Below are 26096 nucleotides of genomic sequence, written 5' to 3' on the forward strand. Positions count from 1 at the left end.
GAAGTCGCTGGCGATTCAAGACGCTGCCGCCTCGATGCGTGCCAGCAGGCGCTTTCGCGCGTAGCCCATTGCCCAGTTCAGCGGCAGGCAGAAGAGCAGGAAGTAGGCGATCGCGTAAGTGTACACCCAGAGCATCGTTTCATCGCCGCCGACCGCGGCGATGACCACATTGCAGCGCGAGACGATTTCCCCGACGCCGATCACCGAAGCCGTGCTCGAGGCCATGACGATGATCAGCAGATAGGTCGTCCAGCTGGGAATGAAGAGCAGCGCCGCCGCGTGGTTCCGGTTTTGCCGGTGCTGCAGGGCGACGAAGAGATTGTCGGAGACGAAGCCGATGACGGCCACCGAGAGCGCCAGCGACGCCTTGAGCCAGACCGGAAAGGCATACCGGTCGCCGGCCATGGCGAACTCTGCCGGAATCAGGAAGGCGAGATAGAACAGAAATACGAAGGTCGGGATGTTGCGCGTCAGTTCGGTGAGCAGCAGGCTGGCGTGCGCCAGCGGCCCTGGCCCGGAAAGGCGCAGGCGGGCAAGAACGGCGCCGAACAGCGTGCCGATGAGCATGGCGACCAGTGAAATGAGGATGTTCCACGCGAAGCCGCCGGCCAGGAAGGGCGTCCACGTCCACAGCAGGTCGACGATCTCAGTGCTCGCCACGGCGCAGAATCCTTCGTTCGAGGAGGTTGAAGAACTGGACGACGGCCAGCACGAGCAGGAAATAGGTGATCATCAAGACGTTCATCATCACCGCCGCGTTGCCGCGTTCGGCGACGATCGCCGTCGCTGCCGAAACCAGTTCCGGGACCGCGATGACGCTGGCCATACCGGTTGCCTTGACGACGTTGATCAGCGAGGCGACGACCGGCGCGTAGGCCAGGCGCAGGGACTGCGCCAGCGTCCGCCAGCGCAGCGCGAAGCCGGCCTGCTGTTGCCTGAGGACTGCCGTCGCGTCGAGCAGCGCCGAGACGATGGCGCAGCCGGTGTACGTCGACAGGCAGACGATGGCGATCGCCGCGCCGTCGAAGGTCCAGCCGAAGCGACTGACGATGACGTGGCCGACGCCGAAGAAGACCAGGTAGATCAACAGCAGCGGCGGTGTCATGCGGGCGAGCGCGGCGAACGAACGGACCAGGCCACGCAGCCAGGGCAGGCCGGCTTCCGCCGCCATGGCGCCGAGGCAACCGACGGCGAGGCTGCCGGCAATGCACGCCACCATCAGCTGCAGCGTCACCCACAGGCCATGCAGGAAGAGGCTGCGGTCGTAGGCGTCGTGGATGATGCTCACGTCGAAGCCCGCCCGTTCCTTGAGCAACAGGCCGAAGCGCTGGATGCCGTCGACGTCGGCCGAGCTGAGCAGGAACCTGTTGCGGCATTCCGCCGGCCATTGGTCGCCGTCGGCCTTGCTCTGGCGGGTGCAGAGCGGGCGACCGTCCGGCTGTAGCCGTGTCCACAGTTCGCGCATGTCGACCAGGAAGCGGCTGGGTTTGATCGCCCAGCGCTGCTCGGCGGCAATCAGCCAGCCGCTGCGGTGCCAGTCGGCGATGGTATCGGAGATGACCTGCTCGAGTCGGGAGCCGCGCTCGCTGGCGGCCAGCGCAATCGCCCACGGCGAGACCATCATCGACGGCAGCGGCGTCTCGTAGTTTGCCAGGTCGCTGTCGGCGAGCAGGCCGACGATGCCGGTGTCGTCGTAAAGCCAGGCGTCGCAGCGCCCGTCGCGCAGCGCCAGGCGGGTGTCGCGCGTTCCGTTGAAGACCTGCAGTTCGAGCAGAAAGCGCTGCGCCATCGGTCGATTGAAGTAAGCGCCCTGCGTGGCGCAGACCTTTCTGCCGCGCAGGTCGGCCCAGGTCGACAGGTGGCTATTGGGCGGCGCGACGACGGTCGCACCGCTGGCGTAGTAGCTGGGCTCGACCAGGGTGGCGATCTCGCGGCGTTGTGGGGTGTCGCCGAGCGTGGCGATGACCACGTCGATGGCGCCTTCCTCGAGCTTCTGCAGGCGGTTGGTCGATGTCACGGCAACCAGTTGCAGGCGCACGCCGAGACGACGCGCGAGTTCGCCGGCGAGGTCGGCCTCGAAGCCGATCAGGCGGCCGTTGCCGTCGCGCATGCCGAACGGCGGGTAGTCCGATTTGACGCCGGCGATCAGGGCGCCGCGCTTCTCGATCAGATCGAGCCGGTCGGCCGGCGTTGGTGGCGCTGCCAGTGCGGTGCGTCCACAGGCGAGGGCCAGCAAGGGAAACAGCCAGACGGCAAGAAGCAGCAGACGGCGGGCCATCACCGCGGCTTTACTGCCGTTGGCCGGGTGCGGGTGGCTGCGCCATCCGGGTGCTCTCATCGCCGTCGCCGCTTGCTTCGGCGACGGCGAGAAAGCCGTAGGCGTAGCGCAGCGGCAGGAGCCTGGTCAGCAGGCGGTCGAGCTTGTGCAGCACCTTCGAGCGCACGACGCCACTTTCCGGAAGAACGCTTTCGGCGCCGACGTGAAGGATGCGAAATCCCTGTTCCTCGAGCTCCTGCACGAATTCATCGAGGCCGTAAAGGTGGTAGTACATCTCGACCACCCCGTCATCGGAAGTCCGTTCGTAGAGAACGTCGCCCAGCTCGAGGTGTCCCGCTTCGACCAGTTTCCGCGACGCCACCTGTTGGCGGGGAAAACGCCGCCCGGCGTTCGGCACGCTGACCACGATCCGCCCGCCTGGCCGGAGCAGCACCCGGATGGCGGCCAGGGTCTGGCGGCGCAGTGCGCGCGAATAGATGTGAGCGAGCACGCCGAAGAGCATGATCGCCAGGTCGAACCTCTCGTCCGGATCGATGCTCTTCGCCACCACCGACAGGTCGCCGAGCAGCGGGCGCAAGCGTCCGCTCGCCACGTGCCCGGCGTATCGAGAAGACAGCTCGTCGATGGCTTCCCGGCTGACGTCGCAGGCGACGACCGACAGCGGCGTGCGTTCGAGCAGTGCTTCGGCATAGCGGCCGCTGCCGCAGCCGATGTCGAGAACGCTTCCGCCCTGCGCACCGAGCTGGTCAAGCACAATGGCCAGCGTCGACGGGTTGGCTTGCGGATAGCGCTGCTCGTAGAGCCGGCTGGCGAAGTACCGGTCGTAGCTTTCTACGAGCGAGACGGGCGGCGGCATCGATCGCTTTCGTGGGCCGGACCTGCGCCGTCGGCCGACCTGCGCCCGGCGCGGCCGCGGTCGCTCGCGACGAGAACGACGGCGAGCGGGTGCGACAGGAAGCGGGTCAATCCGCTTTCTCGATTTCGCTCAGAAAGCGGCTGATGAACTGTTCGGTGATCCCCGGATGCTTGCCGGTGATCAGGTTGCCATCGACGACGAGATCGACGGTTCCCTCGGGGCCATAGATGACTTCCGCGCCGGCGTTTTCGACGTCACAGATGATGTTGTGGGCGCAGGTGACGCGGCGGTTCTGGAGCAGCGCGCGGTCGGCGCAGAGCAGCCACAGGCTGTGGCAGATGGTGCCGAGCTTGACCTTCGGCGCGGCCATCGCCTGGCGCAGGAAAACGACCGCCGGCGCCTGATTCGGTTCGCCCTTGCGCGGCGTGACCTGATAGCGCAGGCGGTCGCTGGCGTAAGCACCGATGATGATGATGCCCTTGAACTCGTCCGCCTTGACCGAATTGATTTCGGTCTCCACCAGCACGTGCTCTTCGACCCAACCGTTGTCGGGATTGGAACCGAAGGTCAGGTTGGCGTTGCCCCACAGGTGCGAGAGATAGACGACCTGGTAGCCGTGCCTGGGGAACAGGTCGTTGAAAAGGCGGTACTCGGTCATGTCGAAGTGTTCTTCGACGAGGACGCCGATCCTGCCTTTTGTCGCTTCGCCAACGATGCCGCGCAGGGGAGGGAGGGGGGAGGTTTCGGTCATGGCACGATTCCTTGAGTAGGTTGGAACTTAGTCATGGATGGCAAACAAAAATTCTGCCGCGCTTGGCAGCCACGCGCGCCCCTTTGCAGTTGCCCTTGACGCCAGGCACTGCGATGTCGCTGCGGGTGCGATGCGATCCGAAGGTGGCAGCGGGATGGCGGCGTGGCGTGATAGCTGTCATGTCACAGTCAAACGGCCGCTCGGGCTTCCCGGAACACCAGGTGGCGATGGACAACGAGAACGGCGGTCAACAGCCAGCCGGCACGAGAACGGCTGAGTATGCCGCGTGGCAGCCCCGTTCCAGGAATGGCTCAGACAGCGTGCGACGCCGACCGATGGTACGCGCTGGTTCCCTGTTCTGCAAATGCCGCGCGGGCAGCGGGCAGACCGACTGACGGGGCGAACACCGGTTCCCTGCAGGCACGCCGAGCGCTTCAGCCCGCCAGTCGGCGGGCGCCCGTCTCGTGGTTACAACGGAGGAAGGCCACCCTGCGGCTTAGTCGCCGTCCGTCGCGTCGCGGCCTTCCGGTGCCGTGCTGGCGCTAGGACTTGGCGTCAAGCAAGTCGTTGAGGGCGGCAAAGCAGCCAACCATCTTGTTGAAACCCGCATAAACGGTCAGGAACAAGAACAACTCTTCGATCTCCTCGCGGCTGGCTCCCTGCGCCATGGCAATATGGACGTGCGCGGCGAAGGCGCTGCCAGAACCGCCCAGCGGACTCTGGTTGACGACGTCCGTCGTCAGGGCGATCAAGGCCTTGGTCTTCTGGTCGAGCAGCGGAAGGCCCCACACTTCGCCAGCCACCCGGGTCACCCAGGGACCGTACTTCGGGTTGATTGCGGCGAGTTTTTCCTGGAGATCCTTGTCATCGAGAACGGCGTTCGGGTAGGGCGTGGTCATGGTCGTTTCCTTTTCGTGATCAGCTTGGGCAATTCTTCGGAGGTCAAGGCGTCGCGCACAAGGTCCACTATCCGCTCGCCAGAAGCGGGCTCCCTCGGAATCGGAAGTCCAGCCGGCCAGGCCGGACTCTATGGAGTCCGGCCGTCGGAAGTTAGTTCCTGGTGATCAGTTGCAGCAATTCTGGAGATGAAAAGACGTCTCTATAGAACGTCAACTGCTCACCCTTGAAATAGCAGCCGCCTCGATGGCCTCGCCTGACCCAGGAAACGCTTCCTTTGGCAAGCGTTTCACTCGTCTGATCGTCGATGCAGTTCCATTCGAACCATACGAATTCCCCATGAAACATGACGATCGGCCAGGCCATGCACACGCCCGGTTGCGCGATTAACGCCCACCAGTGCTGTTCTCTGACTTTCTGTTCTTCAATGCCGTAGAACGGTCCGTCCTGGCAGAAATAGACCAGCTCCTGCCGGTATTCCCCGGTGAGGATATCCCCTCTGCCCTGTCTCAATGCCTCGCAATGAGTCGGCCACCACTCCCTGTTTTCCTGTTCGATTCTGGCCATCGTATAGTCTTCGTCGATTGCCGGTAGCGACTTTTCCTGCATCTTGTTGATATTCACGGCAAGTGCGATCAAGTCACTTTTCAACGGCTCCTCTACGAGACCGGGTCTTGAATAGTCGGCCGCGAGACCCTGGTAATAATTCGTCCTCTTTTTCATGCTGGCTCCGGGGTGTCTTGGAAAACGTGCAGAACGACTACAGGTCGTTGGCGATTATATTTTCGATCGAGCGCTCGGCAAAGGCTGCGATGGTCAGGGCGGGATTTGTCGCAGCGGTTGACCCGGGAATGAACGCGCCATCCATTACATACAGTCCGTCATAGCCCTTTACTCGCCCGTAGTAGTCGCACGCCTTGCCCATCACGACACCGCCGAGTGGATGGGCGGTGATCCCGTTGATGGCCTGCGTCGTCGGGTGTGTGCGGCCGTTGCTCGTCTGTCCGGAGTCCTGCGAATCGGGTGCCTCGGCCTCGATATCGATACAGGCATCCATCAACGAATAGGTATGATTTACGCCGTCAAGTACCTTCCTTACGCCTGGTGAGTCGATCGGCCAGAATAACTTCACGGATTCGTCACGATCATCGTATCTGAACTCGCCATGGTCCTGCGGAATGCTCATTCCAAGCGAAGTCAGCGTGCCCTCTGGCGCATCCCATTGCGGGTAGACGATTATTGTCTGCGGTGAAATCGGGTTGTCGTGGTGTTTGATGACCACGCTTGCCGGTCCCCCCTGGCCAGGGTTGGTCTCCGTGCCGACGTTTCTCGTGGCAAACGTGTCGCCATTGTCGCCCCAGAATTTGCCGACAAAATCGTTCAGTTTCGGCAGCGTTCCCTTGCCCTTTGCTTTGATCAATAGCCTGGAAGTGCCAATGGACCCGGCGCCAAGAAAAAGACGTCGGGTGGTGATCGTTCCTTCTTCGAGCGATTTGCCGCTGCTGTCGATTCGCTGATAGTGAACAGCAAAGCCATCGGAATCATCTTCGCGAATTCCGGTCACGTTGTGCAGCGGGCGAATTTCCAGGTTGCCGGTTCTCAAGCCGATGTCGAGATAATTCCTGTCGAGACTTTTCTTCATCCCGCTGTTTATTCCGTACCAGATTTCCCCGTCTATCGCGGAGGGCCTCTTTTCGCCGCTTATTTCCTGTTTCGCAATATCCCAACTCGAGGCGATGAAAAGTTTTTCGGTATGAAGCCCCGCCTTTGCTGCCTGCTCGAGGAAGACCCGCGAGGACAGATAGTAGTGCGTGTTCAATACTTCATCGGGTATCTGTTCCGGTTGCATGACCGCATAGACCCGGTCGAAGTACTTCACGAAATCGGAATATGAAACCTCACTGGCGAAGACTTTCTCGAAGTTTTCCTGGGAGGGGCGTAGCAGGACGGTATTGTAGACCAGCGACCCGCCACCCACTCCGGCGGCCACCCATACCGTTACTCCGTCCTCGACACATCTTTCTACCAGCCCGGTGAACCTGGGAATGGGCTGCGGTTCAAAGAGGACGGTTTCGTCGCTCAGCCAGGCCGAACGACCATCTGGATGACGATAGCTCGAAAAGGTGTCCTGTTCGTCGCTTGTCTTCCACTCCTTTCCCCTTTCCAGGAGGACGACTTTTTTTCCCGCCGAGGAAAGTCTTGACGCCGCAACGGATCCCCCAAACCCACTTCCTATTACAAGGCAATCCACTTGTTCGCTTTGCAGCATCATCGACTCCTCAAACGGCAGATGAAATCCGCCAAGGCCCATCTCGGAAAATTGACCGGGGAGCAAGGGCTTCTTGGCTTGTCACCCATGACCCGGCCAGGACCAGGACGTGACGATATGACAAAACGGGCGCTCGGCGGCGCCCACCAGAGTATCGTTGAACACCGTAGCGCGGTCAACGCATGCTCCGGGGCAGGCACGGGATGCTTATACAAGAACAAGACCCGGCCACCTGGCGCGCCAGTCACCTTGCCGGACATCGCGCCAGCGAGCGGCAGCCGTCAGGTCGTCGGGCCGCTTGGCGAGGGACTGGCGCCGTTGCCGTTCGACAGCCTGCTGACCAGCTTTTCGTAGCCGTTTACGCCGGCACGGCGGTAGATGTCCTTCACGTAGTCGCGCACCGTGTGCGGCGAGAGGGCGAGGATTTCGGCGATCTGACGCGGCTCGTAACGCTTGAGCAGGAGGATCGCCACACGCTTCTGCTGCGGCGACAGATGGAGCCCGAAAACCTCGCCGCGCACGGCGTCGTTGACGTCGAGCTTCTCCAGGGTCACGGCAAACTCTCGGCGCTGCTCGCCTTCGGATACCCTCAGCCGCTGCGCGAGTCGGTCGATGGCGACAGAATGTGGCACACGAATGGCATGGCCCAGGCCAATGAGGCTGGCCGGGTCGACGCGCCGGGTGCTGACGACGAAGACCTCGCTGCCACAGCGCCAGATGCGCGAAGCATCGCATCGTCCGGGCAGAATCTGCGGCTCTTTCTCAGGCAGGGATTCGACGATACGTTGTGCTTCCGCGCTCAGCGCCTGGATCTTGCCTTCGCGGCTCATCACCAGTACCGCCGGGGGCCGCTGATCATCGCGTTGGCGCCGTAGCGAGAGGTAGTCGATTGCCGTCGTGGCATGGCCCACGAACCACTGAAACAGCGCCATCTCGCGCGGGTCGAAGTCGCGTTGCCGACGCTGGCGGTGCACCGAAAAAGCGCCCAGCGGCACGCCGTTCAGCTGTGGAATCACGGCCAGCGCGTGGAAATAGGGGATGCGGTTCATGAACTGGCCGAACTCGCCGCGTACCGTTCTGCCGATATCGGTGACGTCCGACAGGCGCACCACGGCGTCCGGGTTGTTGAGTGCCGGTTGCCAGATAACGTAGGGATCCAGGATCTGGTAATGCGTGAGGTAGTCGCGCATGTCGTGCTGATCGCAGTCATGCGTATAGCCCTGGCACAGCGCGCCGCCAACCGGGTCGATGGGCATGAAGACACCCGACGAGAAGGGGAGCAGGCGGCGCAACGCGTCAAACCACTCGGGCATGAGTGCTAGTGGGTCGCGATTCGGCGTCTGCCGCCTGTAGATGATATCGATCAGCGCACACAGACCGCTGTCGAGCCTGTCCGTCGTCATCTCCCCTCCGACAGCAATGCTATCACCACGGCGGCGGTATCCGATACCCCCCAAAACGGGGGGGGTTGCGCTACTGACCGAATTAATTAGGGTTTGGGCCGACCAATTGATGTCGTCATACCAGGTGTGCTTCAGGGGCAAGGGCCAGCGAAATGACGGAGGGCCAAGTCCTCACTCTTGCCTTGGCTAAGGTAGGGTTTCACGCAGTAGGGACCATAGGAATGCCAGCGGCGGCATGGTTTCAAGCGACTGTCAGGGTCGCTGAAAGTCTCATCAGGAATGCAGCGCAGCGATGGCTGCCCTGTTCTCGGCCAGCCATTCTTCGCGCTGCCGTTGCTTGAGGGCCATGAGTAACGCCTGCGGGAGGGTGGCGGCGTCCATTTCGGGCGCCCTGCTCGTGATGCGCATGGTCTGTACGCATCACGATGTGCAAGAGGAGGGAAGTGGCCGAGTTCCAGCGCGGCCTCGTCCCTTGCGTCAGACGTTGAACAGGAAGTTCAGCACATCGCCGTCCTTGACGACGTATTCCTTGCCTTCGGCGCGCATCTTCCCGGCTTCCTTGGCGCCCTGTTCACCCTTGTAGGTGATGAAGTCGGCGAGGGCGATGGTCTGGGCGCGGATGAAGCCCCTCTCGAAGTCGGTGTGGATGACCCCGGCCGCCTGCGGGGCGGTGTCGCCGACGTGGATGGTCCAGGCGCGGACTTCCTTGACGCCGGCGGTGAAGTAGGTCTGCAGCCCGAGCAGCTGGTAGCCAACGCGGATCAGGCGGTTGAGGCCGGGCTCTTCGAGTCCGAGGTCGGCGAGGAAAGCGTGCTTGTCTTCGTCGTCGAGATCGGCGAGCTCGGCTTCTATCTTGGCGCAGAGGGCGACCACCGGCGCGCCTTCTTTGACCGCGTGGGCGCGCAGGCTATCGAGATGGGGGTTGTTCTCGAATCCGTCTTCGAGGACATTGCCGACGTACATCGTCGGTTTGATGGTCAGTAGGCAGAGCGGCTTGAGCAGCGCTTTTTCGTCGCTGGAAAGCGTCAGCGTTCGCGCCGGGTGGCCTTCGTTGAGGTGCGGCAGCAGGCGTTCGAGAACGGCGACCAGCTGCTGCGCTTCCTTGTCGCCCGAGCGCGCTTTCTTGCTGTCGCGGTTGAGGGTGCGTTCGACGGCGGCGAGGTCGGCGAGCGCCAGCTCGGTCATGATCGTTTCGATGTCCGAGAGCGGGTCGACGCGGCCCGAAACATGGACGACGTTTTCGTCGTCGAAGCAGCGCACGACATTGACGATGGCGTCGGTCTCGCGGATGTTGGCCAGGAACTGGTTGCCCAGGCCTTCGCCTTTCGAGGCGCCGGCAACCAGCCCGGCAATATCGACAAACTCGACGATCGCCGGCTGTACCCGCTGCGGCTTGACGATGGCGGTCAGCTGCGCGAGGCGTGGATCGGGCACTTCGACGATGCCGACGTTGGGCTCGATGGTGCAGAAGGGGTAGTTCTCGGCGGCGATTCCCGCTTTGGTCAGAGCGTTGAAGAGGGTCGATTTGCCGACGTTGGGCAGGCCGACGATACCGCATTTGAGGCTCATGCTCGGATTCCTATGGTGAGACGGTCTTGACGTGCAGCTGTCGTTGCGCGGCCGCGTAATCGCCGGCGGCGAGGTCGGGCCAGGCGAGCAGACAGCGGTCGAGGGCGCGGTCGATCAGCTCCTGCTCTTCGCGCCGGGGTGCCTTGAGGACGTAGCTGACGACTTCGGCGCGCTCGCCGGGATGACCGATGCCCAGTCGCAGGCGCCAGAAATCCGCCGTCGCCAGTCGCGCCTGGATGTCTTTCAGACCATTGTGCCCGCCGTTGCCGCCGCCCTGCTTGAGGCGGATGCTGCCCGGTTCGAGATCCAGGTCGTCGTGGACGACCAGCGTTTCGTCGGCGGCGATCTTGTAGAAGCGCGCCAGCGCAGCAACCGCCTGGCCGGAGAGGTTCATGTAGGTCATCGGTTGCAGCAACCACAATTCTCCCCGGCGGGCGACGCGGCCGAGGAACTTCCCCTGCGCCGTCAGCGGTGCCTGTAGGCGAGCAGCGAGCTGGTCGACGAACCAGAAGCCGACATTGTGCCGGTTATCCTCGTATTGGCCGCCGGGGTTGCCTAGGCCGACAATCAGGCGGGGTGGGGGCATGACATCAATGGCATGGGTCAAAGAAAAGACCGCCGTGGGCAGCGAGTGCCGGACGGCGGCCTGGGTCCGGCTGGACGCCGGGCTGCTGGCCTAGTCGTCCTTCTCGTCCTTCTCGTCCGTGGCAGCTGCCTCGGCGCCTTCCACTTCTTCGCCTTCGACCTCCTCCTCCTCGACGACCTTCGGAGCGATGATCGAGACGACGACCTGGTCGTCGCCGGAAACCACCGGAGTGACCTTGTCCGGGAAGACGAGTTCGGAAACGTGGATCATGTCGCCGAGCGCGAGTTCCTTCAGGTCGACTTCGATGAACGCCGGCAGGTGCTGCGGCAGGCAGCTGACTTCGATGTCGTTCAGCGCCGCGGCGACGGCACCGCCTTCAAGCTTGACGCCCGGAGCGATTTCGCCGTTCAGGAAGTGCAGCGGAATGCGCTGATGGATGGCATGGGTGGCATCGACGCGCAGGAAGTCGCAGTGCAGAACGAGCGGCTTCCAGGGGTGCACCTGGGCGTCACGCAGCAAGGCCTGCTGGCGCTGGCCATCGAGCTTGAGCGTCAGAACCGACGAGCGAAAGCCTTCCTTGCGCAGGTTGAGCAGGATTTCGTTGTGGTCGATGTCGATCATCTGCGGACCGGCCGTGCCACCGTAGACGATGGCCGGGACCCGGTTTTCGCGGCGCAGGCGGCGGCTCGCTCCGGACCCCTGCAAAGTGCGCTTGCGCGCTTCAATTTCGAACTTCATGGACAGCTCCTGGTTGTTGCAAAAGCCCCGCCCGCGACCAGGCGAGGGGTTGGAAAATGTTTCTGATGCTTCTGATGCTTCGTTCGCAAGGCGTTGGCTGCGCCGCGTCCGCTGCCCTATTCGATGAACAGGGACGAAACCGAATCCTCGTTGCTGATGCGGCGAATCGTCTCGGCCATCACTTCGGCGACCGACAGCTGCCGTATGCGCGGTGAATTCTTTGCGTCGTCACGCAGGGGAATGGTGTCGGTGACCACCAGTTCATCGAGATCGGAAGCGTTGATCCGCGCCACGGCCTGGCCGGAAAGGACCGGGTGGACGCAGTAGGCGAGGACGTGCCGGGCGCCGTGCTCCTTGAGCGCGGTCGCCGCTTTGCACAGCGTCCCGGCGGTGTCGACCAGGTCGTCCATGATCACGCAGGTTCGTCCCTGGACTTCGCCGATGATGTTCATCACTTCCGAAACGTTGGCCTTCGGGCGCCGCTTGTCGATGATCGCCAGGTCGCACTCGAGACGCTTGGCCAGCGCGCGCGCGCGCACCACGCCGCCGACATCGGGCGAGACGACCATCAGGTGGTCGAAGTCCTTCTTCCAGACGTCGCCGAGCATGATCGGCAGCGAATAGATGTTATCGACCGGGATGTTGAAAAAGCCCTGGATCTGCTCGGTGTGCAGGTCCATGGTCAAAACGCGGTGTACGCCGGCAGCGGCGAGCAGGTCGGCGACCAGCTTGGCGGCGATGGGCACCCGCGCCGAGCGCACGCGGCGATCCTGGCGGGCATAGCCGAAATACGGGATGGCGGCGGTGATGCGGGCCGCCGAGGCGCGCTTGAGCGCGTCGACCATCACCAGCAGCTCCATCAGGTTCTCGTTGGTCGGCGCGCAGGTCGATTGCAGGATGAACACGTCCATTCCGCGCACGTGCTCCTGAATCTCGACGCTGATTTCACCGTCGGAAAAGCGACCAACCTGTGCTCGGCCGAGCGATATGTTGAGGCGCTTGACAACGTCGGCAGCCAATGCGGGGTTGGCGTTGCCGGTGAAAACCATCAGGCTGTCGTAGGCCATGGTGCGCTTTCCAGAGGCGCCGCAGGAGCGGCGCCGTATAAAGCAAGACGGGCAGGTGAGGCAGCCTGCCCGCTTTGACAGAAATGGAGTGGCTGGGGAAGAAGGATTCGAACCTTCGAATGCCGGAATCAAAATCCGGTGCCTTGACCAACTTGGCGACTCCCCAGCTGTCGCTCGCATCGCCTGGCTGGCGAACGAGGCGCGCATTATACCCAGGATTGCTCAGGAAAAGAAGCGCGAAAGCAATAATTCTCCTGACCTGGTGTCGCCTACCCGCTCGCCAGTGCGCGCAGGGGATGCTCGTCGAGGCCTGCAGCCACCCAGCCACGGAGCTTTGCGGGAATTTTCCGCAGTGCCGCCTGGGCCTGTTCGGCGCTTTCGAATTCAGCGAAAACGCAGGCGCCCGAGCCGCTCATGCGCGCCGGGGCGAAGGCCGACAGGCAGGCGAGGTGCTCGGCAACGACCGGGAAGCGGGCCGCCACGACGGTCTGCAGGTCATTGCCGCCGAACCCCGGGTGCCATTGCTCGGCGCGGATCGGCAAGGAATCGCGTTTCAGCTCCGGGGCGCCAAAGATGGCTGCCGTGGCCACCGCCAGTGGCGGCTCGAGGACCAGGTAGCCGCACGCCGGCAGTTCGACGGCCTGCAATGCTTCGCCGACGCCCTCGGCAAACGCGTTGCGCCCGAAAATGAAGAAGGGCACGTCGGCACCCAGCTGCAGGCCGATTTCCTGCAGCTGCCGGCGAGGCAAATCGAGTTTCCAGAGGTGGTTGAGCGCCAGCAGGACGGTGGCCGCATCCGAACTGCCGCCGCCCAGGCCGCCGCCCATCGGCAGGCGCTTGTCGATACTGATGTCGACGCCCTGGCGGCAAGCGCTCGCCGCCTGCAGCAGGCGCGCGGCGCGAAGCGTAAGGTCGCTCTCCGGCGGCACGCCCGGCAGCGGCGTTGCCAGGTGTATGGCGCCGTCGGCGCGCGGGGCGAAGTGCAGGCGGTCGCCGTGGTCGAGGAAACGAAACAGCGTTTGCAGCAGATGGTAGCCATCGGCTCGCTGACCGACGACGTGCAGGAAGAGGTTGAGCTTGGCCGGCGCGGGATAGACGCTTTGCCAATCCCAAATCTGGCGGCTGGCGGTCATCGCGGCGATGGCGTCGATGGCCTGGCCAGGGGCAGCCATTGGTCGATGCGCAGGCGAAGTTCGAGGAGCGTCTCGCGCTCGACGAGGAGACGGCCAGGAAGCGCCTGCGGGTCGTCGCTGTCGTACTCGTAGGCGATTCGCCAGTCTTCGTAGTGCAGGCGCGAAGGGCGGCCCCAGGCGTCGACGGCCATCACCCCGCCCTGCGGGCTGCGCCCGCGTACCCAGTCGGCCAGCTTGTCCAGGGGCAGCGGGTAACCGAGGACAGCCTGCAGCAGTTCGTCGGCACTGGCTGCGCCTTGCGTCCTTCCGTCAGCGCTGGTCAGGCGGGCGCCGGCAGCGTTGCTGACGATTTCGGCCATGCCTTGTCCGAGCGGGGACGAAAGGAGCAGCTCGTCGCCGTCGTCGGCGTGTCGCCAATCGAGCCGGCCGGTGTAGCTTTGCCCTTCCTGGCGCAAAGAGAAGCGGCCGGCGAGCGAGAAGTCCTGCAGCTCGTCGCGCTGGGCAGGCGAGGGCAGGCTGGCAGGCGCGGGCGCGGTGCTGCACGCGGTCAGTGCGAGCAGCGCGAGAAGCAGCATCGCGGAGAGCAGCGAGCGACGAGGGTCGAGCCTGGGTGCGCCCACCGCCGGATAGAGCGAAGTCAGGGTCAGGGCGCGAACCTCTGCAGCACTTCCTTGATCTCCTCGCTATCCGGATGCCGCTTGAGTGCCTCATTCCAGGTGCGCAGCGCCTCGTCCCGGCGCTCGAGCACCCACAGGACTTCCCCGATGTGGGCGGCAATCTCGGCGTCGGGGCGCTGCGCGTAAGCGCGCTCCAGATGGCTCAGCGCGCCATTGAGGTCCCCCTGGCGAAACAGTACCCAGCCCATGCTGTCGAGAATGAAGGGGTCGTTGGGCGCCAGCTTGAGCGCCGTTTCGATCAATTGACGTGCTTCGGCCAGCCGTGTGTTGCGATCGGCGTATGAGTAACCGAGCGCGTTGTAAGCCTGCGCACTGTCCGGTTGCAGGGCGATCAGCCTGCGCAGACGGCTTTCCATGACTTCCAGGCGGCCGAGTCGCTCGGCCAGCAACGCCGACTCGTAGAGCAACTCGGGCTGATCGGTTTGCTCGCTCAGCTCGTGCTCCAGCAAAGCCAGGGCCGCTGCTGTCTGTTTGGCGTCACGCAGCAGTGTCGCTTCGGCGATCAACATCTGCACGCGCACTTGCGGCTCTCTCGCCGCCGCCGCGTGGAGCTGGCTTCTCGCCTCGTCGAGTTTGCCCTGCCGGGCAAGAATGGCAGCGCTGCGGATCTGCGCCGGGAGATAGTGTTCGCCAGGGCCAACATGCTGATAGTAGGCCAGCGCCTGATCGCCACGCCGGCCTTCCTCGGCGATCTGGCCAAGGTAATAGAAAGGCGCGCTCTTGTCCGGGAAGTCAAGCGTTATCAGATGCTTGAGTTGCTCTTCGGCAAGCTTCGTGTCGTCTTCCTGGAGGGCAAGGATAGCCACCGGGAAGACCACGTCCGGGTTGTTCGGGTAGGCCTGCAGCAACTGCTCGAAGATGCGCTTGGCCTCGGCATAGCGCTTTTCGCCAACCAGGGCTCGTGCCAGGTGAAGCTGTGCGTCGCGCGCTTCCGGATTCCTGTCGACAAAGCTCTGCAGCGAAGCGATGCCTTCGGCCGGTGATTGGCGCGTCAGCAACTGCGCTTCCAGCATCGCGCCGATCTGCCAATCCCGACGCAGCGCCATCGCCTGCCGTACCTCGGCCAGCGCGCGTTCGTTTTCACCCGCAGAACTGGCCGCGACGGCGATCGCGTAGTGCGCTTCGGGAAGGTCCGGGAAATGGCTGCCGATCTGGGTGATCAATTGCAGGACGGCCTTGCGATCCGGGCTGCGGGCAAACATCCGATTGAGCGCCAGCAGATTGCCGGGAAGTGCCGGCTGGTCGGCCTCGAGCATGTTGATCAATTGGGGTGCCAGCCCGGCGAGCTGATTGGTCAGCACCAGTACGCCGACGAGGACCTGCTGCGCACGTTTCGAGTCCGGCTCGATCTGCACCCACAGGCGTGCGAGTTCGAGGACGCGATCGAAACGGCGCGCGTAACCGGCTACCTCGATGGCTCTTTCGAGGATTCCGGGGTCGCGCGTGCGCACTGCCAGGTCGGCGTAGGCCTGGCTGGCGAACTCGCTGCGACCGCGCTGCAAGGCGACTTCGGCGAGCAGAACCTGGTAGACGATCTGGCCGGTCAGCTCGCTGTTGTCGGTGGCCTCGGGATGCGGTGCGAGTGCCGGTGGCAAAGCACTCTTCGGCGCACGCTTGCCCGCCTTGTTCTGCTTCGTCGCCTTGTTCTGCTTCGTCGCCTTGTTCTGCTCGGCGGGCGCTGCCTCGTTGGCCGCCTGGGCGGGCATGCCGAGGGCGAGCGACAGCGAGACGCAGAGGAGAGTGCTGATGATCGGTTTCATGGTTTCCTTGCTTGCTGCCAACGGTTGCAGGAGCTGACGGGGGAGATTGCGTCATAATTCCTGCTGCGCATGTTATGGACTTTTCGGGGTAGCAGCAATGCCGGAACTGCCTGAAGTCGAAGTGAGTCGCCAGGGTTTGCTTCCCTATTTGCCCGGGCGACGCCTGGTCGGTGCGGTCGTGCGCACGCCGGCCTTGCGTCACGCGATCCCGCTCGGTCTCGATGCGCGGCTCGCCGGCCTGCGTGTTGACGCCATTCTACGGCGCGGCAAGTATCTGCTGCTCGACTGCGCCAGCAGTCGCGGCGGCGGTTGGCTGCTGATCCACCTCGGCATGTCGGGCAGTCTGCGCCTCGTGCCGCCGGCGACGCCGGCGCAGAAGCACGACCACGTGGACCTGGTTTTCAAGCATACCGTCCTGCGCCTGCGCGACCCACGTCGCTTCGGTGCGCTGCTCTGGCACGAAGGTGTCGACGTCGAAACCCATCCGGCGCTCGCCGTGCTGGGTAGGGAACCGCTGGCCGATGGCTTCTCCGGCGAGTGGCTTTATGCGGCCACGCGCGGGCGGCGGATGCCGGTGAAGCCGCTGCTGATGGACAGCCATCTGGTCGTCGGCATCGGTAACATCTATGCCGCCGAAAGCCTTTTTCGCGCCGGTATTTCACCCCTGCGTCGTGCCGGCAGGATCAGCCTGCAGCGCTACCGGCTGCTGGCGCAGGCGATTCGTGCGACGCTCGTCGCGTCGATCGCCGCCGGCGGCAGCACGGTTCGCGACTACGTGCACAGCGATGGCGGTGCCGGTTGCTTCCAGCTTTCTTGCGCAGTCTATGATCGCCAGGGCGAGCCTTGCCCGGTTTGTGCGACGCCGATACGGGTGCTTCGTCAGGCCGGTCGTTCGACTTTCTACTGTCCGGCGTGCCAGCGTTGACCGCCGGCGCGACCGGCCTTTCGCGGTCACTATGCCATGTCACTGATTGCTCTGCCTTTTGTGATAGAGTCGAGACCTTCTTCCTGAGCTGGAACTGGTCATGACGCTTGCTCAACATCTTGCCGCCTATAGCGAATGGCGTGGCGAGCTCTCCACTGCCCTGGCGAATTTTTCTGGCTGGCTCGTCGAGAACGAGCTTACCGATGCCCAGACTGATCGACGAATTTCGCAACTGCTCGACAAGCTGCGTGAAGATCGCTTGCATGTGGCATTTGTCGCGGAGTTCTCGCGCGGCAAGTCGGAACTGATCAACGCCATTTTTTTTGCCGATTACGGTAACCGAATTCTGCCTTCGACCGCAGGTCGCACGACGATGTGTCCGACCGAACTGATGTTCGACGCCAGCAAGGCGCCGTCGATCGAGTTGTTGCCGATCGAGTGTCGTGAGTCGAACACCAGTATCAGCGAGTACAAGCGCTTTCCCGACGAATGGACCGTTCTCCCGCTTGATACCGCTTCGGCGGGTTCGATGCAGGAGGCGCTTCGGCACGTCGGCGAAGTCATCCGGGTCGACCGCAAGGTCGCGGAAGGTCTCGGTTTCACGATCGTAGACGGCGATACGGCCGTTTTCCGCGTCGATCACGACGGCAGCGTCGAGATTCCCCGCTGGCGGCACGCCATCATCAATTTCCCGCACCCCCTGTTGCAGCAAGGGCTGGTGATTCTCGATACGCCGGGCCTCAATGCGATCGGTACCGAGCCGGAACTGACCTTGTCGCTGCTTCCCAACGCGCATGCCGTGCTCTTCATCCTGGCCGCCGACACTGGCGTCACGCAGTCCGATCTGACCGTCTGGCGAGACCACATTGGCAGCGCGGGTCGGCGCAAGAAAGGCCGTATCGTCGTTCTCAACAAGATCGACAGCCTGTGGGACGAACTCAAGTCCGTGCAGGAGATCGACGCTGAAGTGGCCCGGCAGGTCGACAGCTGCGCGTGGACACTGGACCTGCCGGAAAGCCAGATCTTTCCCGTTTCGGCGCAGAAGGCGCTGCTCGCCAAGATCAACGACGATCAGCCACTGCTCGCGCGCAGTCGGCTGCTAGAGCTCGAGCGCGCACTTACCGACGAGCTGATCCCGGCCAAGCAGGAAATCGTTCGCGACAACACCGACAGCGAGTTCTCCGACTGCTACTTGCGCACGCGCAGCCTGCTCGACTCGCGCCTGCTCGGCTTGCGCGAGCAACTCGTCGAGCTCACCGAACTGCGCGGCAAGAACAAGGGTGTTGTCGAATACATGATGGGCAAGGTGCGTCTCGAGAAGGAGGAGTTCGAGACGGGCTTGCAGCGCTACTATGCGGTGCGCAGCGTCTTTTCGCAGCTGACCAACAAGCTGTTTGCGCATCTCGGCCTCGACTCCCTGCGCCTGCTGACCAACAGCACGCGTGAAGCGATGGTTGCGGCGACCTTCTCGAAGACGCTATCCACGGCGATGGCGCAGTTTTTCGCCAGTGCGCGTGGCAACCTCCGCAGATCGCACGCCGAGGTCACCGAAATCATGACCATGATGGAGGTCATCTACAAGAAGTTCTCCGTCGAGCACGGCCTGAAGCTGGGTACGCCGATCGCATTTTCGCTGCGGCGCTACGAAAACGAGATCGATCGCCTCGACCAGTGGTGCGACACGCATATCAACACCATGTTCCAGTTATTGACTCACGAAAAGTCGCAGCTCACGCAGCGCTTCTTCGAGGAGGTTACGGTGCAGGTGCGCAAGACTTTCGAGCACGCCAACCGTGATGCGGAGTCATGGCTGAAGGCGATCATGGCGCCGATGGAGATTCAGATTCGCGAGCATCATATCCAGCTGAAGCGCCGCCTGGAGAGCATCAAGCGCATTCACCAGGCGACCGATACGCTGGAAGAGCGTATCGAAGAGCTGGTGCACGTCGAGAACAACCTGCTGTCGCAAATGAAGGTGCTGACGGAAATCGGCAATGGGGTTCGTGACGTCCTGCAGCAAACGGTGAGTATCGAGGAAGTGCGCAGCGCCGCCTGAGGTCGGCCCGCCGACTTGGCCGTTGGTGTTGCATTTTTGATGGTGCTTTCCGCGGACATGACATCAGCGTGAAAGCTGCTGGGTGACTGGATTTCACCTGCGCCATGGCGCCACCCTGGTCGCCAAATCGGGGCAAGAATCCCCCAGCCCCCGTCGTGGGGCCAGGAAGTGCCTACTATTTCACGTCGCGTTTTCTTACACGTCGCGGTCGCCGAGCATTGCTCGATGGCTGGCTGGTGCGGCGGCCAGAAAGGCAAGTGTCTGAATTGCAAGCCGCCGTTTGCGATGGACTGTATGGTGGCACGAGTTTTGCTACTGGTTGCTCAGGAGTGGCGCGAGATCCCTTGCCGTGGTCAAGGGATCTGCGCGAACTCTGGCCGACCAGACCCCTGGTCGCTGCCCCATCCAATTCTTCGTCAAGGAACAGAAATGCAAGGATCCCTGCTGCGTCCGCAGCTTCTCGCTCGCAAGCAACTCGCAATCATCCTGGCCAGCCTGGGAATGCTGACCTCGCTGCCGGCAGCGGCGACCGTCGTCGACGGGCTCAGCGCCCAGGGCATGGCCCAAGTGGGCGTCACTCCGGTGCAAGTTTCGGGGCCAAATACGAGTCTTCCCTATGCGAGTGCCAATGCCACTGCCAGCGACGCCGATTCGAATGCCAGCGGTGATGCCTGGGGTCACGCCAACGGACCCTACCGCGCGAGCGCCGACGGCGTCGGAGTATTTGACAGCACCGGCCACTTCATCCGCTCGTGGAGCATTACCAACGACAGCGGCGTCGCGCAGCACTATGCTTTCAATTTCTTCATCTACTACGGAAGCATGTCTACCGATCCGGGAGCGGGCGGTACGGGCTACGCCGAATACGCGGTCAATATCAATCGCGACGGTTCGAGCACCCCGCTGTTCAGCAGTAGCGCCCGGATCGCAAGCAATGGCGATCTGACGCGGGGTGGGAGCGAACTGGACGGAGCATCGCACTCGGGGACCTCCTATTCCTGGGGTGGCACCTATGTGAACGTTGATCTCGGCATTCTGGGTATTGGCGAGTCCACTAGCGTCGTTTATGATCTGGTCAGTCACGCCTACGGTGATTACACGATTGGCACCGGCTGCAGTGGCAACGGCTACGGCGACGGTTACGGTTACGGCGATGGTTACGGCGATGGTGTCGCTCTCGCTCTCGCAGTTTCCCCCTGTACCTACACCGGTTCGTCGTATTCGTCGCTGGGCGATCCGGACAACCTAAATACCACGCCGCTCCCCGGCCCGCCTGCCATTGAGATTACCGCGGTGCAGGTACCCGAACCTGCCACCCTTGGTTTGCTGGGCATGGGGCTGGCAGCGCTTGGCGTGCGGCGGCGCAGGCAGCGCGGCTAGGCGACCAGATCTTGAAACGCAACGGGCGCCTGGCGCCCGTTGTTTCCATGAGGAGCAGCGGCTGAATGGCGACCATCGTCTTGAACTGGGAGCTCGGAGCTGCCCTGGGGCACGTCGGGCGCTATCTGACAATCGCCCTCCAGCTCAGGGCGCAGGGACATCGGCCGGTACTGGTTCTGCGCGATATTTCACGTGCGGAGGCGGTTCTCGGTCCGCATGCCATCGAGTTCCTGCAGGCGCCAGTGTGGCTCACTCCCGTACAGGGTCTGCCGCCGGACCTCAACTTCACCGAGACGCTTTACCGATTCGGTTTCCTCAAGGCGGACGGGCTGTTGTCCATCGCTCGCGCGTGGCGTTCGCTGTGGACGCTGCTGCAGCCCGACCTGATGTTGTTCGACCACGCCCCGACGGCGCTGCTCGCGGCGCGGGGCTTTGACGTTGCACGCGTGATCGTCGGCAACAGCTTTGCCGTTCCGCCGCGTGTTCGCCCCTTGCCGCGCTACCGCTGGTGGGCCAATGGCGCGGGCGACCATCATCGTCTGGCGGAGACCGAGGAACGCACGACCCGCAACTGTAACGCGGTACTCAAGGAGCTCGGCGCGCCGCTGATCGCGCAGGTCGCGGATCTCTTCGAAGCGGAGGCGACTTACCTCTGTGCGCGACCGAGACTCGATGTCTATGGCGAGCGAGCCGACGCCAACTATGTTGGGCCGGTCAACAGTCTGAGCATGGGCAGCGCACCGGTTTGGCCTGCTGGCGACGCGCCGCCGGTCTTCGCCTATCTCAAATCGGACTACAAGCATCTCGACGCCGTTCTCGGTGCCATCGGCAAGAGCAGGGCGCGCTTCCTGATCTACGCCGCGGGCCTGCCCGAACAATTGCGCAAGCGTCATGAATCCGCGCGTGTCGCCTTCAGTGCCACGCCGCTGCAGATGAGCGAAGTGGTCAAGCAGTGCGCAGCGATCATCTGTCACGCTGGGGGCATGAGCGACATTGCGCTCGACCATGGCAAGCCCTTGCTGCTCCTGCCGACGCAGATGGAGCAGACGATGACCAGCCATCGCGTCGAAGCGCTCGGCGCCGGCGTCCTGCTGGCGCCCGACGGCAATCCGGCCCTGCTTCCGAAACTGCTCAGGCGGCTGCTGGACGACGAGAGCCTCGCGGCGCGCGCGGTTGAGTACGCGGCGCAGTTGTCCAGCATTGATCAGTCGCTTGCCGTCGGCCGGCTGGTCGAGGGCTGCGAGGCCTTACTTTCCGGTGGCGCCAACGCCGACGCGAAGGCGCGCGCTCAATAGGCGAAGCAGGCCGGCGGCACACTTCCCGCCAGCCCATCAAGGCGACGGAAAACCCGTTCAGCGCAGGACGTCGCCGAGCAGGCGGGCGACGCGCTCATCGGCATCGGCGGCGAGGCAGTCGACGACCACCTGCGGGCGCAGCGTGTTCTTGAGCCAGGTGAGCTGCCGCTTGGCCAGCTGGCGGGTCGCGTAGATGCCGCGCTCGCGCAATTCGTGCTGCGGCAGCAGGCCATCCTGCACTTCCCACACCTGCCGGTAGCCGACGCAACGCATCGCCGGCAGCGCAGCGTGCAGCGGGTAGCGTTCGCGCAGCATGGCTACCTCCGCTTCCAGGCCGGCGGCGAGCATGGCGGTAAAGCGCTCGGCGATACACTGGTGCAGGACTGCGCGGTCGGACGGCAGCAGGCCGATGGCCGTGAAGGCGTACGCGGCTGCCTGCGCCTTGCCAGCAGCAAGTAGGGCCGACAGTGGTCGACCGCTCAGGCGGAACACCTCAAGGGCTCGCTGGATGCGTTGCGCATCGGTGCTGTGCAGACGCGCTGCCGTTTCCGGGTCGATCTGCGCCAGCTCGGCGTGCAGCGCCGGCCAGCCGCGCATCGCGGCTTCGCCGTCAATCGCCGCACGTGTCGCCGGATCGGCCTGCGGCAGCTCGGCGAGGCCTTCGAGCAGCGCCTTGAAGTAGAGCATGGTGCCGCCGACGAGCAGAGGCACGTGGCCACGCGCGCTGATTTCGGCCATCACCGCCAGCGCGTCGGCGCGAAAACGCGCCGCCGAATAGGCCTCGGTCGGTGGCAGTACGTCGATCAGGTGATGCGGGAATTCGGCCAGCGTCGCGGCGTCGGGCTTGGCCGTGCCGATGTCCATGTCGCGAAAGACCTGCGCCGAATCGACGCTGATCAGCTCGACGGGAAAACGGCGGGCCAGCGCCATGGCCAGCGCCGTCTTGCCGCTGGCCGTCGGCCCCATGAGCAGGATTGCCGGTGGCAGCGCTGCGTGACTCTCGACGGACACGCTCAGCGGCCGCGCAGGAAGTGGCGGTCGAGGTCGGCCATGCTCAGCTGCGTCCAGGTCGGACGGCCATGGTTGCACTGGTCGCCACGTTCGGTTTCCTCCATCTGGCGGAGCAGCGCATTCATCTCGGCGATGGACAGCAGGCGGCGGGCGCGCACCGCGCCGTGGCAGGCCATGCCGGCGAGGAACTCGTTGCGGCGCGCGGTGAGCAGCTGGCTGACACCGTGCTCGCGTAGCTCGTCGAGCAGCGAGCGCGCCAGGCTTTCCGGGTCGGCGGCCTGTAGCAGTACCGGGACCCGTCGCACGGCGAGTTGGCACGGGCCCATCGGCGCCAGATCGAAGCCGAGCTGCTGCAGCACTTCGGCATACTCCTCGGCAGCGGCGACGTCGACCGCTTCGGCGCTGAAAACGGCTGGGATCAACAGCGCCTGGGTGGCCACTTGCTGATCGGCGAGCGCCTGCTTGAGCTTTTCGTAGAGGATGCGCTCGTGCGCTGCGTGCATGTCGACGACGACCATGCCCTGGCTGTTCTGCGCCAGGATATAGACGCCGTGAAGCTGCGCGAGTGCGTAACCGAGCGGCGGCACGCCGGTCGCTGGCGGGGCCGAGTCGGGCAGTGCGCCGGGCTGGCCGCCATCCGCTGCCTGGACCCCGCCGACGAAGGCGAGGTACGCAGCGGTGCTGCTGGCGGCACCCGGATTGCCGACGCGCAGCGACCCCTGGTACGGCACACGAGAGGCGTACGAGGATTCGTCGCTCGCCGGCGCCGATGGGGCAGTGGGGCCTTGCGGCCAGCGCGTCTGCTCGGCCCCGGGCTCTGGCCGCGCTGCAGCACCGGTCGTGGCCAGGAGCGGACTGGCGAGCAGACGCTGTACGGCGTGAAAGACAAACTGGTGCACGGCGCGCGCATCGCGAAAGCGGACTTCGGTTTTCTGGGGATGCACATTGACGTCGACGGTCGCCGGGTCGATCTCGAGGAATACGCAGTAAGCCGGGTAGCGGCTGCCGTGCAGCTGGTCCTGGTAGGCCTCGCGCAGCGCATGCACGAGCAGCTTGTCGCGTACGAAGCGACCGTTGACGTAGCAGTACTGGGCGTCATTGCGCGCTCGCGAGTAGGCCGGTAGCGCGCAGAAACCGAAGACGCGCAGCGGCCCGGCGAGCGCGTCGAGTGGCCGCGACTCGGCCAGGAAGTCGTCGCCGATGATGGCGCCGACACGAGCGCGGGCGTCGCTCTTCTTCAGGTGCAGGCTGACGCGGCCGTTGTGGGTCAGCGTGAAGGCGACTGCGGGGTGCGCCAGAGCAATGCGCCTGACGGCTTCGGCACAGTGCGCGAACTCGGTCGCGTCGGACTTGAGGAATTTTCGGCGCGCGGGCGTGTTGTAGTAGAGGTCGCGCATTTCGACCACCGTGCCGGCGAGCAGGGCGGCTGGCTCTGGCGTCGCTTCTCGCTCCGCGCCGAGCCGCCAGGCGTGCCCTGGCGCGCCGCTGTCGCCGCGCTCGCCACGCGGGCGACTGGTCAGCGTGACCCGCGCGACGCCGGCGACCGAGGCCAGCGCTTCGCCACGAAAGCCGAGCGTGCCGACACGTTCGAGATCCTCAAGCGAGCCGATCTTCGAGGTCGCGTGGCGGGTGAGGGCGAGCGCCAGTTCGTCGCGCGCGATTCCGCAACCGTCGTCGCTGACGCGGATCAGTTTGACGCCCCCTTCCTCGAGCTGGATCTGGATCGTCGAGCTGCCCGCGTCGAGGGCGTTTTCGAGCAGCTCCTTGAGCACTGAAGCGGGTCGGTCGACGACTTCGCCAGCAGCGATCTGGCTGATCAGCAGATCGGGCAGCAGGTGGATGGTGGTCATGGTGGGCGTAACGGGCGTTGCAGGCATCGGCGGATTATCCCACGCTCGTCAGGAGGGAAGTGAATGGCCCGCTCGCCGCGGCCTGCACGCGGCGAGCGGGCCAACCGGTTGGCTTCTACTTCGGCAGTTTGTCCGGGGCGATAGCGAGCGCCTTGGCGACGCCTGCGCCGTAGGCCGGATCGGCTTTGCAACAGTTGCCGACGTGGCGCAGCCTGATCTCCTCGGGTATGTCGCCCATGGCCCTGGCCGTGTTGTCGAAGAGCAGCTGTTGCTGCTCGGCGTTCATCAGGCGGAACAAGGCCCCAGGCTGCGAGTAATAGTCGCCGTCGTCGCGATGATTCCAGTGCTCGGCCGCCCCTTCGATCGACAGTGGCGGCTCGCGGTAGTCGGGTTGCTCCTGCCATTCGCCGAAGCTGTTCGGCTCGTAGCCCAGGGTGCCGCCCTGGTTGCCATCGACGCGCATGGCACCGTCGCGGTGATAGCTGTGGAACGGGCAGCGTGGAGCGTTCACCGGGATCTGGTGGTGATTGACGCCGAGCCGGTAGCGTTGCGCGTCGCCGTAGGAGAAGAGGCGCGCCTGCAGCATCTTGTCGGGCGAGAAGCTGATGCCGGGAACGACCGCCGCCGGGTTGAAAGCCGATTGCTCGACTTCGGCGAAGAAGTTCTCCGGATTGCGATTCAACTCCATGACCCCGACTTCGAGCAGTGGATAGTCCTTGTGCGGCCAGACCTTGGTCAGGTCGAAAGGATGATAGGGAACGTTTGCCGCGTCTTGCTCGGGCATGATCTGCACAGAGAGCGTCCATTTCGGGAAGTCGCCTTTCTCGATGCTTTCGAAGAGGTCGCGCTGGTGGCTCTCGCGATCCTTGCCGATCATCGCTTCGGCTTCGGCGTCACTGAGGTTCCTGATCCCCTGCTGGCTGTGGAAATGGAACTTGACCCAGTAACGCTGGTTGGCAGCGTTGATGAAGCTGAAGGTGTGCGAACCGAAGCCGTGCATGTGGCGGTAGCTGGCGGGGATGCCGCGATCGCTCATGACAATGGTCACCTGATGCAGGGCTTCGGGCAGCGACGTCCAGAAATCCCAGTTGTTGGTGGCGCTGCGCATGTTCGTGCGCGGATCGCGCTTCACGGCGTGGTTGAGGTCGGGGAACTTGAGAGGGTCGCGCAGAAAGAAGACGGGCGTGTTGTTGCCGACCAGGTCCCAATTGCCTTCCTCGGTGTAGAACTTGACTGCGAAGCCACGGATGTCGCGTTCGGCGTCGGCGGCGCCACGCTCGCCGGCAACGGTCGTGAAGCGTGCGAAGAGCTCGGTCGTCTTGCCTACCGCCGAGAAAATCCTGGCGCGAGTGTATTCGCTGATGTCGTGGGTGACGGTAAAGCGGCCGTAGGCGGCCGAACCCTTGGCATGCATGCGACGCTCAGGGATCACTTCGCGATCAAAATGGGCGAGCTTTTCGAGCAGCCAGATATCCTGCATCAGGACCGGGCCACGCGGGCCGGCGGTCATCGTGTTCTGGTTGTCGACTACCGGCGCACCGGCAGCGGTGGTGAGTTTCTTGATGCTCATCAGTCGGACTCCTTTGGGTTGGTTC

Annotated in this window: 23 protein-coding genes and 1 tRNA gene; 4 read left to right on the forward strand and 20 right to left on the reverse strand. The window is 63.9% G+C overall.

What is annotated here, in order from left to right; translation table 11 throughout:
- Positions 1–15: 15 nt before the first annotated feature.
- From QZ613_RS04110 to QZ613_RS04190, 17 genes are all read right to left on the reverse strand, one after another.
- Positions 16–660, reverse strand: a complete 645-nt coding sequence (locus QZ613_RS04110; RefSeq protein WP_291981604.1) for an ABC transporter permease subunit — start codon at positions 658–660, stop codon at positions 16–18.
- Complete coding sequence (locus tag QZ613_RS04115; protein ID WP_291981606.1) at positions 647–2338, reverse strand: ABC transporter permease subunit; 1692 nt, start codon at positions 2336–2338, stop codon at positions 647–649. The genes QZ613_RS04110 and QZ613_RS04115 overlap by 14 nt, the downstream gene beginning before the upstream one ends.
- Positions 2289–3134, reverse strand: coding sequence for a class I SAM-dependent methyltransferase (locus tag QZ613_RS04120; RefSeq protein ID WP_043563407.1), 846 nt, complete (start codon positions 3132–3134; stop codon positions 2289–2291). The genes QZ613_RS04115 and QZ613_RS04120 overlap by 50 nt, the downstream gene beginning before the upstream one ends.
- A 106-nt stretch (positions 3135–3240) precedes the next feature.
- Complete coding sequence (locus QZ613_RS04125) at positions 3241–3885, reverse strand: DJ-1/PfpI family protein (protein ID WP_043563404.1); 645 nt, start codon at positions 3883–3885, stop codon at positions 3241–3243.
- 542 nt (positions 3886–4427) lie between these two features.
- A complete protein-coding gene (locus QZ613_RS04130) occupies positions 4428–4784 on the reverse strand; it encodes a carboxymuconolactone decarboxylase family protein (RefSeq protein WP_043563402.1) in 357 nt (118 codons plus the stop codon).
- A 151-nt stretch (positions 4785–4935) separates the two neighbouring features.
- Complete coding sequence (locus QZ613_RS04135) at positions 4936–5505, reverse strand: hypothetical protein (protein ID WP_043563400.1); 570 nt, start codon at positions 5503–5505, stop codon at positions 4936–4938.
- 37 nt (positions 5506–5542) lie between these two features.
- Positions 5543–7054, reverse strand: a complete 1512-nt coding sequence (locus QZ613_RS04140; RefSeq protein WP_291981608.1) for a GMC oxidoreductase — start codon at positions 7052–7054, stop codon at positions 5543–5545.
- A gap of 278 nt (positions 7055–7332) precedes the next feature.
- Positions 7333–8454, reverse strand: coding sequence for a hypothetical protein (locus QZ613_RS04145; RefSeq protein WP_291901661.1), 1122 nt, complete (start codon positions 8452–8454; stop codon positions 7333–7335).
- A 273-nt stretch (positions 8455–8727) separates the two neighbouring features.
- Complete coding sequence (locus tag QZ613_RS04150) at positions 8728–8862, reverse strand: type II toxin-antitoxin system CcdA family antitoxin (protein ID WP_291921190.1); 135 nt, start codon at positions 8860–8862, stop codon at positions 8728–8730.
- 69 nt (positions 8863–8931) lie between these two features.
- Positions 8932–10023, reverse strand: coding sequence for a redox-regulated ATPase YchF (ychF, locus tag QZ613_RS04155; RefSeq protein ID WP_043563394.1), 1092 nt, complete (start codon positions 10021–10023; stop codon positions 8932–8934).
- A gap of 10 nt (positions 10024–10033) precedes the next feature.
- Complete coding sequence (gene pth / locus QZ613_RS04160; protein WP_043563392.1) at positions 10034–10609, reverse strand: aminoacyl-tRNA hydrolase; 576 nt, start codon at positions 10607–10609, stop codon at positions 10034–10036.
- A gap of 90 nt (positions 10610–10699) precedes the next feature.
- Complete coding sequence (locus tag QZ613_RS04165) at positions 10700–11353, reverse strand: 50S ribosomal protein L25/general stress protein Ctc (protein WP_043563389.1); 654 nt, start codon at positions 11351–11353, stop codon at positions 10700–10702.
- Positions 11354–11463: 110 nt separating this feature from the next.
- A complete protein-coding gene (locus tag QZ613_RS04170; protein WP_043563387.1) occupies positions 11464–12414 on the reverse strand; it encodes a ribose-phosphate pyrophosphokinase in 951 nt (316 codons plus the stop codon).
- Positions 12415–12503: 89 nt separating this feature from the next.
- A tRNA-Gln gene (locus QZ613_RS04175) sits at positions 12504–12580 on the reverse strand.
- A gap of 103 nt (positions 12581–12683) precedes the next feature.
- Complete coding sequence (gene ispE, locus QZ613_RS04180) at positions 12684–13547, reverse strand: 4-(cytidine 5'-diphospho)-2-C-methyl-D-erythritol kinase (RefSeq protein WP_043563819.1); 864 nt, start codon at positions 13545–13547, stop codon at positions 12684–12686.
- Positions 13544–14167 carry a lipoprotein insertase outer membrane protein LolB gene (gene lolB / locus QZ613_RS04185; RefSeq protein ID WP_291865294.1) on the reverse strand — a complete coding sequence of 208 codons (624 nt, stop codon included), beginning with the start codon at positions 14165–14167 and terminating at the stop codon, positions 13544–13546. Before lolB ends, ispE begins: the two co-directional genes overlap by 4 nt.
- Before the next feature lie 23 nt (positions 14168–14190).
- Complete coding sequence (locus tag QZ613_RS04190) at positions 14191–15984, reverse strand: tetratricopeptide repeat protein (protein WP_043563382.1); 1794 nt, start codon at positions 15982–15984, stop codon at positions 14191–14193.
- Between the two features lie 97 nt (positions 15985–16081).
- On the opposite strand from QZ613_RS04190, the gene mutM reads away from it, so the two are divergent.
- The 4 genes from mutM (at position 16082) to QZ613_RS04210 (ending at position 21640) form a co-directional block, all read left to right on the forward strand.
- Positions 16082–16909: a bifunctional DNA-formamidopyrimidine glycosylase/DNA-(apurinic or apyrimidinic site) lyase gene (mutM, locus tag QZ613_RS04195; RefSeq protein ID WP_043563380.1), complete on the forward strand. Its 828-nt coding sequence runs from the start codon at positions 16082–16084 to the stop codon at positions 16907–16909.
- A gap of 100 nt (positions 16910–17009) precedes the next feature.
- Entirely contained in the window at positions 17010–18965 is a 1956-nt protein-coding gene (locus QZ613_RS04200) for a dynamin family protein (RefSeq protein WP_291981610.1), read from the forward strand.
- 429 nt (positions 18966–19394) lie between these two features.
- Positions 19395–20345, forward strand: coding sequence for a PEP-CTERM sorting domain-containing protein (locus QZ613_RS04205; protein WP_291981613.1), 951 nt, complete (start codon positions 19395–19397; stop codon positions 20343–20345).
- Between the two features lie 65 nt (positions 20346–20410).
- Positions 20411–21640, forward strand: a complete 1230-nt coding sequence (locus tag QZ613_RS04210; RefSeq protein ID WP_291981615.1) for a nucleotide disphospho-sugar-binding domain-containing protein — start codon at positions 20411–20413, stop codon at positions 21638–21640.
- 57 nt (positions 21641–21697) lie between these two features.
- Here QZ613_RS04210 and miaA read toward each other — a convergent pair whose 3' ends face one another.
- From miaA to QZ613_RS04225, 3 genes are all read right to left on the reverse strand, one after another.
- On the reverse strand, positions 21698–22657 hold the full coding sequence (gene miaA, locus QZ613_RS04215) for a tRNA (adenosine(37)-N6)-dimethylallyltransferase MiaA (protein WP_043563817.1): 960 nt from the start codon (positions 22655–22657) through the stop codon (positions 21698–21700).
- On the reverse strand, positions 22654–24501 hold the full coding sequence (gene mutL, locus QZ613_RS04220; protein ID WP_291865346.1) for a DNA mismatch repair endonuclease MutL: 1848 nt from the start codon (positions 24499–24501) through the stop codon (positions 22654–22656). The genes miaA and mutL overlap by 4 nt, the downstream gene beginning before the upstream one ends.
- 115 nt (positions 24502–24616) lie before the next feature.
- Positions 24617–26071: a catalase gene (locus QZ613_RS04225; protein WP_291981617.1), complete on the reverse strand. Its 1455-nt coding sequence runs from the start codon at positions 26069–26071 to the stop codon at positions 24617–24619.
- Positions 26072–26096: the final 25 nt, after the last annotated feature.

Origin of the sequence: Candidatus Accumulibacter sp. ACC005 (genome assembly GCF_907163215.1) — a bacterium.
GTDB lineage: Bacteria > Pseudomonadota > Gammaproteobacteria > Burkholderiales > Rhodocyclaceae > Accumulibacter > Accumulibacter regalis.

Coding starts and splice junctions, on each gene's coding strand:
- QZ613_RS04115 (WP_291981606.1), bottom strand. CDS start 2,338: ATGAGAGCACCCGGATGGCGCAGCCACCCGCACCCGGCCAACGGCAGT.
- QZ613_RS04120 (WP_043563407.1), bottom strand. CDS start 3,134: ATGCCGCCGCCCGTCTCGCTCGTAGAAAGCTACGACCGGTACTTCGCC.
- QZ613_RS04125 (WP_043563404.1), bottom strand. CDS start 3,885: ATGACCGAAACCTCCCCCCTCCCTCCCCTGCGCGGCATCGTTGGCGAA.
- QZ613_RS04130 (WP_043563402.1), bottom strand. CDS start 4,784: ATGACCACGCCCTACCCGAACGCCGTTCTCGATGACAAGGATCTCCAG.
- QZ613_RS04135 (WP_043563400.1), bottom strand. CDS start 5,505: ATGAAAAAGAGGACGAATTATTACCAGGGTCTCGCGGCCGACTATTCA.
- QZ613_RS04140 (WP_291981608.1), bottom strand. CDS start 7,054: ATGATGCTGCAAAGCGAACAAGTGGATTGCCTTGTAATAGGAAGTGGG.
- QZ613_RS04145 (WP_291901661.1), bottom strand. CDS start 8,454: ATGACGACGGACAGGCTCGACAGCGGTCTGTGTGCGCTGATCGATATC.
- QZ613_RS04150 (WP_291921190.1), bottom strand. CDS start 8,862: ATGCGCATCACGAGCAGGGCGCCCGAAATGGACGCCGCCACCCTCCCG.
- ychF (WP_043563394.1), bottom strand. CDS start 10,023: ATGAGCCTCAAATGCGGTATCGTCGGCCTGCCCAACGTCGGCAAATCG.
- pth (WP_043563392.1), bottom strand. CDS start 10,609: ATGCCCCCACCCCGCCTGATTGTCGGCCTAGGCAACCCCGGCGGCCAA.
- QZ613_RS04170 (WP_043563387.1), bottom strand. CDS start 12,414: ATGGCCTACGACAGCCTGATGGTTTTCACCGGCAACGCCAACCCCGCA.
- ispE (WP_043563819.1), bottom strand. CDS start 13,547: ATGACCGCCAGCCGCCAGATTTGGGATTGGCAAAGCGTCTATCCCGCG.
- QZ613_RS04190 (WP_043563382.1), bottom strand. CDS start 15,984: ATGAAACCGATCATCAGCACTCTCCTCTGCGTCTCGCTGTCGCTCGCC.
- mutM (WP_043563380.1), top strand. CDS start 16,082: ATGCCGGAACTGCCTGAAGTCGAAGTGAGTCGCCAGGGTTTGCTTCCC.
- QZ613_RS04200 (WP_291981610.1), top strand. CDS start 17,010: ATGACGCTTGCTCAACATCTTGCCGCCTATAGCGAATGGCGTGGCGAG.
- QZ613_RS04205 (WP_291981613.1), top strand. CDS start 19,395: ATGCAAGGATCCCTGCTGCGTCCGCAGCTTCTCGCTCGCAAGCAACTC.
- QZ613_RS04210 (WP_291981615.1), top strand. CDS start 20,411: ATGGCGACCATCGTCTTGAACTGGGAGCTCGGAGCTGCCCTGGGGCAC.
- mutL (WP_291865346.1), bottom strand. CDS start 24,501: ATGACCACCATCCACCTGCTGCCCGATCTGCTGATCAGCCAGATCGCT.
- QZ613_RS04225 (WP_291981617.1), bottom strand. CDS start 26,071: ATGAGCATCAAGAAACTCACCACCGCTGCCGGTGCGCCGGTAGTCGAC.